This is a genomic window from Mycobacterium sp. 852014-50255_SCH5639931, from assembly GCF_001665605.1.
GTDB lineage: Bacteria > Actinomycetota > Actinomycetes > Mycobacteriales > Mycobacteriaceae > Mycobacterium > Mycobacterium paraffinicum.
On the sequence record NZ_LZSV01000016.1, the window covers coordinates 305,226 to 318,469 of the forward strand.

General features: G+C 68.5%; 9 protein-coding genes. 5 read left to right on the forward strand and 4 right to left on the reverse strand.

Translation table 11 applies throughout. The features are described from left to right. Position 1: 1 nt before the first annotated feature. Positions 2-598, reverse strand: coding sequence for an SHOCT domain-containing protein (locus A5758_RS26020; protein WP_067739199.1), 597 nt, complete (start codon positions 596-598; stop codon positions 2-4). Positions 599-663: 65 nt separating this feature from the next. Here A5758_RS26020 and A5758_RS09230 point away from each other — a divergent pair, with 65 nt between their 5' ends. The 3 genes from A5758_RS09230 to A5758_RS09240 all read left to right on the forward strand — a co-directional run bounded on the left by A5758_RS09230 (position 664) and on the right by A5758_RS09240 (position 3,962). Next, entirely contained in the window at positions 664-2,031 is a 1,368-nt protein-coding gene (locus A5758_RS09230; RefSeq protein ID WP_067739203.1) for an FAD-binding oxidoreductase, read from the forward strand. Positions 2,032-2,142: 111 nt separating this feature from the next. Then, entirely contained in the window at positions 2,143-3,384 is a 1,242-nt protein-coding gene (locus tag A5758_RS09235; protein ID WP_197503813.1) for a cytochrome P450, read from the forward strand. After that, positions 3,384-3,962: a TetR/AcrR family transcriptional regulator gene (locus A5758_RS09240; protein ID WP_067203652.1), complete on the forward strand. Its 579-nt coding sequence runs from the start codon at positions 3,384-3,386 to the stop codon at positions 3,960-3,962. Before A5758_RS09235 ends, A5758_RS09240 begins: the two co-directional genes overlap by 1 nt. Before the next feature lie 40 nt (positions 3,963-4,002). On the opposite strand, the gene A5758_RS09245 is transcribed toward A5758_RS09240, so the two are convergent. Next, positions 4,003-5,142: an acyltransferase gene (locus A5758_RS09245; protein WP_067739206.1), complete on the reverse strand. Its 1,140-nt coding sequence runs from the start codon at positions 5,140-5,142 to the stop codon at positions 4,003-4,005. Beyond that, positions 5,139-6,839 carry a DEAD/DEAH box helicase gene (locus tag A5758_RS09250; protein WP_067739215.1) on the reverse strand — a complete coding sequence of 567 codons (1,701 nt, stop codon included), beginning with the start codon at positions 6,837-6,839 and terminating at the stop codon, positions 5,139-5,141. Before A5758_RS09250 ends, A5758_RS09245 begins: the two co-directional genes overlap by 4 nt. A gap of 264 nt (positions 6,840-7,103) precedes the next feature. On the opposite strand from A5758_RS09250, the gene A5758_RS09255 reads away from it, so the two are divergent. Both A5758_RS09255 and A5758_RS09260 read left to right on the forward strand, forming a co-directional pair. Then, complete coding sequence (locus tag A5758_RS09255; RefSeq protein ID WP_067739218.1) at positions 7,104-7,703, forward strand: LppP/LprE family lipoprotein; 600 nt, start codon at positions 7,104-7,106, stop codon at positions 7,701-7,703. Positions 7,704-7,743: 40 nt separating this feature from the next. Continuing rightward, positions 7,744-11,151: a TM0106 family RecB-like putative nuclease gene (locus A5758_RS09260; RefSeq protein ID WP_067739221.1), complete on the forward strand. Its 3,408-nt coding sequence runs from the start codon at positions 7,744-7,746 to the stop codon at positions 11,149-11,151. A 14-nt stretch (positions 11,152-11,165) separates the two neighbouring features. On the opposite strand, the gene A5758_RS09265 is transcribed toward A5758_RS09260, so the two are convergent. Continuing rightward, a complete protein-coding gene (locus tag A5758_RS09265; RefSeq protein ID WP_067739224.1) occupies positions 11,166-13,064 on the reverse strand; it encodes an MFS transporter in 1,899 nt (632 codons plus the stop codon). Positions 13,065-13,244: the final 180 nt, after the last annotated feature.

The following is a 13,244-nucleotide window of genomic DNA, read 5'->3' on the forward strand; positions in this document are numbered from 1 at the left end:
GTCAGTCGCCGAGGATCTTGCGCTTTTGCTGCTCGAATTCCTCATCGGTAAGCAGCCCCCGGTCTTTCAGCGCGGCCAGCCTCTCGAGCCGCTCGATCGGGTCTGCACCCTGTTGGGTCTGCGCCGCCTCCATGGCGCCGAACGCCTGCTGCTGCATCTCGGCTCCGCGCCGCATCATCTCCTCCCGGAATGCGGTCGGATCGGCAATGGCTTGGCGGATGACATCGGCCATCGGCATACCCATGACCTGAGCGCCCGCCAGGTCGGGACGGGCTGAGGTCACGGCGTCGATTGCCACATCGGCCGTGGCGGCCGGCTGGCGGTCCATTTGGACGCGGCTGTGGTCCTTCGGGTCGTAGAGCACCGGCAGTCTCATGCCCGGACGCGGTGGGCTCAGCTGAGGTAGCAGCGCGGTGAGGCTGGCCTCGAACGGCGGTTCGGCGTCCGGCGTGACCCGCAAAAGCAGCTTCCAACGGACTTCGGTGTTGTTAACCAGGTTCGGGTTGCCGATCGTGACGGCAATCGCCGACTGCTCGGCGGAGAGGACGTCCGCAAACGCACGGATGCCGACTTTGCTGAGATCTCGCCGTCCGAACATCTCTGACCCGACCTTTCGGAGAATCGCCCAACTGTACAGCGCCGATCGGCCCGTAGGATCGGTCCGTGACCGCTGATGTCCTGGCCGAGCTCATCGCCGGCCTGCCCGACGGCATGGTCGTCACCGACCCGACCGTGACCGAGGGCTACCGCCAGGACCGCGCGTTCGACCCGTCGGCCGGCAAACCGTTGGCCGTGGTCCGGCCGCGGTGCACCGAGGACGTGCAAACCGTGTTGCGCTGGGCATGTGCTCACGCGGTTCCGGTGGTGACCCGGGGCGCCGGCAGCGGCCTGTCCGGTGGGGCGACGGCGCTGGACAACGGGATCGTCCTGTCGACGGAGAAGATGCGCGACATCACCGTCGACCCGGTCACCCGCACCGCGGTGTGCCAGCCGGGTTTGTTCAACGCCGAGGTCAAGAAGGCCGCCGCCGAGCACGGCCTGTGGTATCCCCCCGATCCGTCGTCGTTCGAGATCTGCAGCATCGGCGGCAACATCGCCACTAACGCCGGCGGCTTGTGTTGCGTCAAGTACGGCGTCACCACCGACTATGTGCTGGGGATGCAGGTGGTGCTGGCCGACGGCACGGCGGTCCGGCTCGGCGGCCCGCGGCTCAAGGACGTCGCGGGGCTGTCGCTGACGAAGCTTTTCGTCGGCAGCGAAGGCACCCTGGGCGTCGTCACCGAGGTAACGCTGCGCCTGGTGCCCAAGCAGAACGCGTCCAGCATCGTGGTGGCCGGCTTCGCCACGGTCGAGGCGGCGGTCGAGGCGGTGCTCGGGGTCACCGCGCGGTTGCGCCCGTCGATGCTGGAGTTCATGGATTCGGTGGCCATCAACGCCGTCGAGGACACCTTGCGCATGGACCTGGACCGGGGGGCGGCCGCGATGCTGGTGGCCGGGTCCGACGAACGCGGCGGGGCCGGCAGCGAAGACGCCCAGATCATGGCCGCGGTGTTCGCCGAACACGGTGCGACGGAGGTGTTTTCGACCGACGACCCCGACGAGGGCGAAGCGTTCGTGGCCGCCCGCCGGTTCTGCATCCCCGCGGTGGAGGCGAAGGGATCGCTACTGCTCGAGGATGTCGGGGTCCCGCTCCCGGCGCTGGGCAGACTGGTCACCGGCATCGCGCGCATCGCCGCCGAGCGTGACCTGACCATCTCGGTGATCGCCCACGCCGGTGACGGCAACACCCACCCGTTGATCGTGTACGACCCCGCGGACGCTGCGATGACCGAGCGGGCCCATCTCGCCTTCGGCGAGATCATGGATCTGGCCGTCGGGCTCGGCGGGACGATCACCGGCGAGCACGGCGTCGGCCGGTTGAAGCGGCCGTGGCTGGCCAGCTATCTCGGGCCCGAGGTGATGGACCTCAACCGGCGGATCAAGCAGGCCCTGGACCCGCGGGGCATCCTCAACCCGGGCGCGGGGATCTAGTTCTCTACTCATCGCCCGGCGGGCCGGGCGGTCGATGTCGACTGCCCTGCTGGCCGGGCACTCGGCGGTAGGGCAGTTGACATTACCCCACGACTGTCGTACGAATGAGACATGGTCACGGTTATGTCTCATAACGCACCGGTCAAGTTCGAGCTGGCGACCGCCGACACCTGGCGGGATCCGTGGCCGATGTACCGCGCGCTTCGCGACCACGATCCGGTGCACCACGTCGTGCCGGCCAAGCGGCCCGACCATGACTACTACGTGCTGTCCCGGCACGCCGACGTGTGGGCCGCCGCCCGTGACCACGAGACGTTTTCCTCCGCGCAGGGATTGACCGTCAATTACGGCGACCTGGAAATGATTGGGCTGCAGGACAATCCACCGTTTGTTATGCAGGATCCACCGGTGCACACCGAGTTTCGGAAACTGGTGTCGCGCGGCTTCACTCCCCGACAGGTGGAGGCGGTGGAGCCCAAGGTGCGCGAGTTCGTCGTCGAGCGCATCGAGCGGCTGCGCGCGAACGGCGGCGGCGACATCGTCACCGAGCTGTTCAAACCGCTGCCCTCGATGGTGGTGGCGCACTATCTCGGTGTGCCCGAGGAAGATCGGGCACAATTCGACGGCTGGACCGAGGCCATCGTGGCGGGAAACACGGCGGACGGCGGGATCGGTGCGGCGCTGGAAACGGTGGGTGATGCGGTCGGGTCGATGATGGCCTACTTCACCGCCTTGATCGAGCGCCGCCGGACCGAGCCCGAGGACGACACCATCTCGCACCTGGTGGCCGCCGGCGTGGGCGCCGACGGTGATATCGCCGGCACACTGTCGGTGCTGGCGTTCACGTTCACCATGGTCACCGGCGGCAACGACACCACCACCGGAATGCTCGGCGGCTCAATGCCTTTGCTGCATCAACGCCCCGACCAGCGCCGGCTGCTTGCCGATGATCTGGGGCTGATCCCCGACGCGGTCGAGGAGTTGCTCCGGCTGACCTCGCCGGTGCAGGGATTGGCCCGCACGACCACCCGCGACGTGACGATCGGCGACACCACCATCCCCGCCGGTCGCAAAGTGTTCCTGCTGTATGGGTCGGCCAACCGCGACGAGCGCCAATATGGTCCGGACGCCGGCGAACTCGACGTGACGCGACGCCCGCGCAACATCATGACCTTCAGCCACGGCGCGCACCACTGCCTGGGCGCGGCGGCGGCGCGGATGCAATCCCGGGTCGCCCTGACCGAACTGCTCACCCGCTGCCCGGATTTCGAGGTCGACGAGTCCGCGGTCGTCTGGTCGGGGGGAAGCTACGTGCGGCGCCCACTGTCGGTACCGATCCGGGTGAAGCGCTGATGCCGAACGACTGGCTGGGCACGCACCGCACCGAAGCGGCCGCGGACCGGATCCTCGACGCGGCCGAGCAGCTCTATACCGAGCGCGACCAGGCTTCGATCGGCATGAACGACATCGCCAGGGCCGCCGGCTGTTCCCGCGCGACGCTGTACCGGTACTTCGAGAACCGCGAGGCGCTGCGAACCGCCTACGTGCACCGCGAAACCCGTCGGCTCAGCCGCGCGATCAAGGAGCAGATCGGCGGCATCGACGATCCCCGGGAACGGCTCGTCGCGAGCATCACCGCCACGCTGCGGATGGTTCGCGGCAGCCGCGCGTTGGCGTCGTGGTTCGCCATCACCCGGCCTCCGATCGGCGCCGAGGTGGCCGGGCAGTCCGAGGTGATCACCGCCCTCGCGGCCGCGTTCGTCGGCTCACTCGGGCCGGAAGATGCCGCCGTGGTGGAGCGCCGGGCGCGCTGGGTGGTGCGAGTGATCACTTCGCTGCTGCAGTTCCCGGGCCGAGACGACGCCGACGAGCGGGCGATGATCGAAGAGTTCGTCGTGCCGATCGTCACGCCGGTTTCCGCCCGGCGCTAGGCGGCCGTTTCGTCAGACCGGGACCCGACGACCCGGGCGCTCAGGTCCGCACGCGCGTGAAGCGGTGCAGCAGCCAGGCCAAGGGGATGGTCAGCGCCATCGTCGCGATGAAGAGGCCCAGCATCGAGCCGGTGTAGACGTGGGCTCGGACGACGTAGACCATGGCGAATTCCATGGTGATCAGGTGGATGAGGAAGATTTCGTAGGAGATCTCCCCCAGCCACACCATTGGCCGCGTCGCCAGCAGCCGCCAGTACCAGCCTTGGTCCCCCAGGGCCAGCGGCGCCACCGCGAGCGCGGAGATCACGGCGTAGAAGCACGTCTTGAACAGGGCCTCGCTCAGCGTCGCAGGCGACGTGGTGGGCGCGCCGGCGATGGGAGTCGAGACGATGAAGTAGCAGATCGTGGCCAGCGGTATGGCCACGAACGCGTAGCCGCGCACGCGCATCGCCTGCAGCACGGCCAGCAGCATCCCGGCGAGGAACCAGGCAAGGTAGGTGGGCAGCCAGAGCCGCGCGCCGTCGGGGAACCAGTGATCGGTGTGCACGAGGATCAGCCAGGCCGGGCTGATCAGCGTCAGCGCGGCCAGTGCACCCAGCAGCAACCTCGGCTGCCACCGCCGCCGGCAGACGAGCACCAACAGCAGGTATGCCAGCAACGGGAGCAGCAGGTAGAAGGACGCCTCAACCGCGAGGCTCCACATCTGAGTCAGGCCCTGATGCAGGTACTTCCCCAGGTAGCCGTTGCAGTAGATCTGCGTCAGCGTCAAGTTGCGCACCAGGCCGAGCCACGTGTGCCCGGGGTTGGGTCCCGCCTCGCGGAAGTGGTACAGCACGTAGGCGAACAGCACGGTGATGACGTAGGCCGGCATGATGCGCCGAACCCGATGCCACGCATAGCGACTCAGCGACGGTGGCGGCCCGCCGGTGGCGGCTGATTTCAGCCAAGGCCGGAACAGCAGGAAGCCGGAGAGCACGAAGAAGATCGGCACGCCGATCTCCATCCGGGAGCCAACCAGGCCCCAATAGCCGTGGGTGTACTTACCGGTGGTGTAGGCCGCGTGGGTTCCGACGACGAGAAGGGCAGCGACGGCACGGATTCCGGTCAGGGAGGCGACCCGGTCGACGTGGGCGGTCTGCTCGAGTCCGCCCTGGGCGTCTTGTTCTTCGGACAGGGTCATCCGGTGTGTTTCCTGCGCGGCTTTCCGCCGTCCCGGCTGCGGGGCTTGGTCGCCGACCGGTCCGGCTGAAGGTTGATCAGCACTCCCGAGATGCGGGTGTGCTCGAGTTTTTTCAGCGTCGACTTGGGCAGCTTGGCCGGCAACTCCACCAGCGAGAAGTCCGGGCCGATCGCAATGTGGCCGAAATCGCTTCGATGCAGGCCGCCCTCGTTGGCGATGGCGCCGACGATCGAGCCGGGGCCGATCTTGTGTCGCTTGCCCACCGCGATGCGGTAGGTGGTGAAAGGTTTAGTCTGCCTTGGCTTTTCGGGACGCTCGCGATGTTCGGTGTGCCGCTCGCGCCGCTCGCGCGGCGGCTCGGGCGACATGAGAAACTCTTCGCCGTCGCGGGACTGTAGCGCCAGGGCCGCGGCTATGTCGGCCAATGGGACATCATGCTCGCGTTCGTAGTCCTCGACCAGCTTGCGGAACAGCTCGATTCCCGGACGGCCCAGCGCAGTGGTGATGGAATCGGCGAACTTCACCACCCGCTGGGCATTGACGTCCTCGACGGTGGGCAGCTCGGCCTCGGTGAGCGTTTGCCGCGTCGCCTTTTCAATCGCCCTGAGCAGGTGGCGCTCTCGCGGGGAGACGAACAGCAGAGCGGTTCCCGAGCGCCCGGCCCGGCCGGTGCGTCCGATGCGGTGCACGTAGGACTCCGTGTCGTGCGGGATGTCGTAGTTGAGGACGTGCGATATCCGCTCCACATCCAGCCCGCGCGCGGCCACGTCGGTGGCGACCAGGATGTCGATGCCACCGTCCTTCAGCGCGGCGACGGTCCGCTCCCGCTGGCCCTGTGGAATGTCACCGTTGATGGCGGCCGCGGAAAAGCCTCGGGCCCTTAGCTTTTCCGCGACTTCCTCGGTGGCCTGCTTGGTGCGCACGAAGACGATCATCGCCTCGAACGGCTCGACTTCCAACACCCGGGTCAGCGCGTCCATCTTGCGCGGACCGGCGACCTGGATGTAGCGCTGTGAAATGTTCTCCGCGGTAGCGGTTTTCGCCTTGGTGGTGACCTCGAGCGGATCGTGCAGGTACTTGGTGGTGAGCTTGCGGATCGCCGCCGGCATGGTCGCCGAGAAGAGGGCGACCTGTTTGTACTCGGGGGTGTCGGCCAGGATGCGTTCGACGTCCTCGGCGAAGCCCATGGTGAGCATCTCGTCGGCCTCGTCGAGCACCAGGTAGTCGACGTGCGACAGGTCCAGTGTCCCGCGTTCGAGATGGTCGATCACCCGGCCGGGGGTACCGACCACCACCTGGGCGCCGCGCCGCAGCCCGGCCAGCTGAACCGTGTAGGAGGAACCGCCGTAGATCGGCAGCACGTTGATCTTCGGGAGGTGGGCCCCGTAACGGCTGAACGCCTCGGCCACCTGCAGCGCCAGCTCCCGGGTGGGGGCCAGCACCAGCGCCTGCGTCGCCCTGCTGGTGGCGTCGATCTTGGACAGGATCGGGATCGCGAACGCCGCGGTCTTGCCGGTGCCGGTCTGCGCCAGCCCGACCACGTCCGAGCCCTCCATCAGCGCCGGAATCGTCGCCGCTTGGATGCCCGTGGGTGACTCGTAGCCGACGTCGGCGATCGCCCGCAGGACCGAGGGGTGGATCTGCAGGTCGGCAAACGTCGGAGAGGCAGCCTCAGGCGAGGTGTCCGGGAGGGTCATCGTCCAAGGAGTCTAGTGGTGATCGCGAGCTCAGCGGACCTGAGCGCTGCGGGTCACCACCATCGGCCCCGTGGTGATCGCGAGCTCAGCGGACCTGAGCGCTGCGGGTCACCACCATCGGGCCCCGTGGTGATCGCGAGCTCAGCGGACCTGAGCGCTGCGGGTCACCACCATCGGGCCCCGTGGTCTTGGCCCCGTGATCATGAGCACAGCCGCGCCGGGCCCGGCCATGCCTGTCACACCGGCGCGCGCGATGACGGTACGGTGCGCGATGTGTGGTCGATACCCCGCCGTACCGAGCCACTGACCGGCTCGGCAGCTCTCGCGTTGATCGCCGTGACGTTGACCGGCTGTGGTTCGGGAGACTCCACGGTCGCGAAGACGCCGCAGGCTACGACGACTACGGACACCCCGTCCATCACCGCCCCGGCTCAGCCTTCCGGCGCCGCCGCGCCGCCCGGCAGTAACGCCGCGCCGGCGGACCCGTGCGCGGTCAACCTCGTCTCCCCCACGATCGCGAAGGTGGTCTCCGAGCTCCCGCGCGACCCGCGCAGCCAGCAAGGCTGGAACCCCGAGCCGCTGGCCGGCAACTACAACCAGTGTGCCCAGCTGTCGGCGGTGATCATCAAGGCCAACACCAACGCCGTCAACCCCACCACCCGGGCGGTGCTGTTCCATCTCGGGCAGTTCATCCCGCAGGGGGTCCCCGACACCTACGGGTTCAATGGCGTCGACGCGTCGCAGACCACCGGCGACACGGTGGCGCTGACCTACCCCAGCGGTATCAACGGGTTGAACACCGATGTGCGATTCCACTGGAACGGCAACGGCGTGGAGCTGATCGGTAACGCACCGGGTCACTGAGCCCGCCTTTCCGTCAGTCCCCTCACCTACAGTTGCTGCTGTGTTCGTCACCGGCGACAGCATCGTGTACAGCGCGTCGGACCTCGCCGCAGCAGCCCGCTGTGAGTACGCCCTGTTGCGGGATTTCGACGCGAAGCTGGGCTGGGGACCCGCCGCCACGGTCGAGGACGATCTGCTCGCGCGGACCGCTGTCCTCGGGAACGAGCACGAGCGACGCGAATTGGAGCGGCTGCGCGAGCAGTTCGGCGATGGCGTTGCGGTCATCGGCCGTCCGGCCTACACGCCCGCCGGCCTCGCGGCGGCCGCCGAGGCGACCCGGCGCGCCATCGCCGGCGGCGCGCCCGCGGTGTATCAGGCGGCCATGTTCGACGGCCGCTTCCTCGGCTTCGCCGACTTTTTGGTGCGAGACGACGAGCACTACCGAGTGATCGACACCAAGCTGGCCCGTTCGGCCAACGTCACCGCGCTGCTCCAGCTGGCCGCGTACGCCGACGCGCTGGCCGCATCCGGTGTGGCGGTGGCCCCCGAGGCCGAACTGCACCTGGGCGACGGGACGGCGGCGCGCTACCGCGTCCGCGACCTCGTTCCGGTCTACCGCTCTCAGCGCGCCCGATTGCAGCGGCTCCTCGACGAGCACCACGCCGGGGGCGCCGCGGTTCGCTGGGATGACGAGGGCGTGGGCGCCTGCTTGCGTTGCCCGTTGTGCACCGAGCAATTGCGGGCCACCGACGATCTGCTGCTGGTCGCCGGCATGCGAGTGGGCCAGCGAGACAAGTTGATCGACGCCGGAATCACCACGGTGTCCGAGCTTGCCCGGCACACCGGCCCGGTGGCGGACATCTCGTCCGGCGCGATCGGCAAACTGACCGCCCAGGCGAGTCTTCAAGTCCGCCAACGCGAAACCGGCACGCATCTTTTCGAGATCGTCGACCCGCAGCCGCTGACGCTGCTACCCGAACCGGACCCAGGCGACCTGTTCTTCGACTTCGAGGGCGACCCGCTGTGGACTGTCGACGGGCGGGAGTGGGGTCTGGAATACCTGTTCGGCGTCCTGGAAGCGGGGCCGGCCGGCACGTTCCGTCCGTTGTGGGCGCACAACCGGGTGGACGAACGCAAGGCGCTGACCGATTTCCTGGCGATGGTGGCCAAGCGCCGCAAGCGCCGTCCGAACATGCACATCTACCACTACGCGCCGTACGAGAAGACCGCGCTGCTGCGGCTCGCCGGCCGCTACGGGGTCGGCGAGGACCAGGTTGACGAATTGCTCCGCAGCGGAACGCTCGTAGACCTTTACCCGTTGGTGCGCAAGAGCATTCGCGTGGGTGCGGAGTCGTTCAGCCTGAAGGCGCTGGAACCGCTCTATATGGGAGCGCAGCTGCGGGCCGGCGACGTGACCACGGCCACCGGTTCGATCACCTCCTACGCCCGGTACTGCGAACTGCAGGCCGACGGCCGACGCGACGAGGCCGCCTCCGTGCTCAAGGAGATCGAGGACTACAACCACTACGACTGCCGCTCGACCCAGGAACTGCGTAACTGGTTGATGTTGCGCGCCTACGAATCCGGCGTCGTACCGGTCGGCGCCCAGCCCGTCCGGGGCGGCAACACGGTCGAGGACCGTGACCAGTTGGCGGTGACCTTGTCGGCGTTCACCGGTGACGCCGCCGTCGGTGAGCGCACGCCCGAGCAGACGGCGGTGGCACTGCTGGCCGCGGCGCGCGGCTACCACCGGCGCGAGGACAAACCGTTCTGGTGGGCCCACTTTGACCGGCTGAACTTCCCCGTCGAGGAGTGGGCGGACAACACGGACGTCTTCATCGCCGAGCACGCGTCCGTCAGCGTGGACTGGAACACGCCGCCCCGCGCGCGCAAGCCGCAGCGGCGGGCCCGATTGCGCGGCGAGCTGGCACGCGGGGAGCTGGTGGCCGACGTCTTCGCGCTCTACGACCCGCCGGCCCCCCCGGGGATGTCCGATGATCCCGACCGGCGGGCGGCCGGACGCGCCACTGTCGTCGAGGCCGACGATCCGGCGCTGCCCACCGAGGTGACCATCGTTGAGCGAGTAGGCAACGACGGCAAGCCATTCCACCAGCTCCCGTTCGCGCTCACCCCGGGCCCGCCGATTCCGACGACCGCACTGCGCGAGTCGATCGAGGCGACGGCCGCCGCCGTGGCGGCCGGCTTGCCGCAGCTACCCCGCAACGCCGTCGCCGACATCCTGCTGCGCCGCGCGCCCCGCACACGCAGCGGGACCGCACCGCCGCATGGCGCCGACACTTTAGCCGACATCGACACCGCGGTACTGGATTTGGATTCGTCGTACCTGGCGGTGCACGGACCGCCGGGCACCGGCAAAACGCATACCGCCGCCCGGGTGATCCAGCGCATGGTCACCGACCACGGCTGGCGCGTCGGCGTCGTGGCGCAATCGCATGCCGCGGTGGAGAACCTGTTGGACTGCGTCATCGACGCCGGGCTGGAGCCGGCGCGGGTGGCGAAGAAACGCAACGACCACAGCGCCCCGCGCTGGCAGGAAATCGACGGCGGCGCTTACGCCGCATTCATCGCCGACACCGCGGGCTGCGTGGTGGGCGGAACCGCATGGGATTTCGCCAACGCCAATCGGGTCCCGCGCGACAGCCTGGACCTGCTGGTGATCGACGAGGCGGGCCAATTCTGTCTGGCCAACACCATCGCCGTGGCGCCGGCTGCGGCGAACCTGTTGCTGCTCGGTGACCCCCAGCAGCTGCCGCAGGTCAGCCAGGGAACCCATCCCGACCCGGTTGACACGTCCGCCCTCGACTGGCTGGTGGACGGCCAGCGCACGCTGGCCGACGAGCGGGGCTATTTCCTCGACCTCTCGTACCGGATGCACCCGGCGGTGTGCGCCGCGGTGTCCGCCCTGTCCTACGAGGGCAGGCTGCATTCCCACGAGTGCACCGCCGCCCGACACCTTGCCGGATACCGGCCCGGCGTGCGGACGCTCACCGTAGGGCACCACGGCAACTCGACGGAGAGCCCCGAGGAGGCGGAGGCGATCGCCGCCGAGATCGATCGACTGCTCGGCACACCGTGGACCGATGAGCACGGCACCCGGCCCCTGACCGCTTCCGACGTGTTGGTGTTGGCGCCCTACAACGCCCAGGTGGCGCTGCTGCGCCGGCGGTTGGCCGCCGGCGGGCTCGGCGGGGTCCGGGTTGGCACGGTCGACAAGTTCCAGGGCGGGCAGGCGCCGGTGGTGTTCATCTCGATGACGGCCTCTTCCGCGGACGTGGTGCCGCGCGGAATGTCGTTCCTGCTCAACAGGAACCGACTCAACGTAGCCGTCAGCCGGGCCCAGTATGCGGCTGTCATCGTTCGCTCGGGGTCGCTGACCGAGTATCTGCCCAGCACGCCCGCGGGGCTGATCGACCTGGGCGCGTTTCTGGCGTTGACGCAGCCGACGTGACGACCGGCCCGGCCCTAGTTGCCGGACGAGTGGCGACCGTAGCCGGTCGGGTCGTCGTCGGCATCGCGGTGCCGGTGACCGCGCGCCGAGAGTTCGGTTACCGGATGGAAGCGCTGACGGGTGTCGACATGGGAGCCGTTGTGCGCGAAACCGATTGGGCCACCGTTCGGGACGGGGTCGTCGCGCCGACTGTGCCATGCCGACGGCGGGCGCGGGCGCGCGGGCCGATCGGCCGGCGCCCCGGCACGGCTTTCGCGCCCGTACGCCGCTCGCGATGCCGGGGCGGCCTCGGGTTCCCGAAGAAGGATGAATTCGACGTAGTCGTCGTCGTCATAGTCGTCGCCGACCAGGTCGCCCACCTCGGATGGGCCGCCAGACATTGCCGACGGCGCGTAGCCGAGCAAGAACAAGGCGGCCACGATTCCGAACAGCGCGATGAACGCGGGCAACAGCACAGATTGCGACATGGCGGACGCGAACGGGTCACGCAGGAATTCGGGCAGTTGCAGCGTGGCGGGCGCCTCCTCGCCGACACCGCCGGACGGTTGCGGCGGCATCTCGGCGCCGATCCGTGCGGTCATGAACGCGGCCATCCCGGCGCTTCCGAGCACCGCGCCGAGCTGGCGGACCGAGTTGTACACGGCGGAGCCCGCGCCGGCCAGCCGAGGCGGCAGGTTGCGCGTCGCGGTGGCGGTCAGCGGCGACCACACGAACGCCATCCCGACGCCCGACGCGAAGAAGGGCAACACCAGCCGCCAGATCGGCGTCGCCGGCGACATCTCGAAGGTGAGCCAGGTCAGCGCTATCGCCAGCACCGAGAAGCCGAACCCGAGGACCGGCCGTGGATGGTATTTGTCGACCATCCTGCCGACGAACGGCGCGAACACACCGTTGGCGATCGCCATCGGCGCGATCAGCAGGGCCGAGCGCGTCGGCGACAGCCCGCACACCGCCTGCGCGTAGAACGTCAGCGGCAGCATCATTGCCGTGGCGGCGAACGAGACGATGGCCACCCCGACGTTGCACAGGCCGAAGTCGCGGTCACGGAAGATCACCAGGGGAATCAGCGGCTCGTCGGTGTTCATCGACTGCCAGAACACGAACACCGTCATGAACCCGACTCCGGCGACCAGCATCGCCCAGATCCACGGTTGCCAGTGCGCGGCCTGACCCTGTTGCAGCCCGAACACGATCAGGAACATCCCCACGCCGGACAGCGCGACGCCGACCACGTCGAATCGGTGTCCCTGGGTGGGCAACACCGGGACCAGCCAGTACGCCAGCACGAGCCCGACCACACCGATGGGGACGTTGACGAAGAAAATCCACTGCCACCCCAGCCCGTCGACCAGTACGCCGCCGGCAAGCGGGCCCACCAGGCTGGCGACCCCGGCGGTGGCTCCCCACAGGCTTACCGCGACGCCGCGCCGCTCCGGCGGGAAGATCCGGGTGATCGTCGACAAGGTCTGCGGGGTGAGCACCCCGGCGCCGACACCCTGCACCACCCGGGCGACGATCAGCATTGCGGCGCTGCCCGACAACCCGCACCACACCGAGGCGACGGTGAACACCACCAGACCGATCAGGTACAGGTTCTTGGGGCCGAATCGGTCACCGAGCCGCCCGGCCACCAGCAACACGACCGCATAACCCAGCAGATAGGCGCTGGTCACCCAGACCACCGTGTCGTAGCCGATGTGCAACTTGGTCATGATCGTCGGGTTCGCGATGGCGACGATGGTCGAGTCGACCATGATCATGAAGAAGCCGATCATCATCGCCCAGAGCGCGTTCCAGGGCTTCTGGGATTGCGGTGAGTTCTGGGTGAGGAAGTTCCAGCGCTTGGTGAGTTGGGCTGGGTTCGCCGCCGCGCGCCGGGTTACCCCGGACGACGGAGGCGTCGCCGCGGTCATCTACCCACCTCGTTTCAGCTTCCGTGGATGCCCGGCTACACGGGGCCGGTCTGTCGACAGGCCCGGACCGTCACGGACATCCAGCCTGCATTATGGCCGCTGACACGATTGAGGGCAGCGACGGACCCGATCCGGGGTACACCCCGCGGGAAGGTTTCGTGTTCGGTCGGCGTTCTGCAG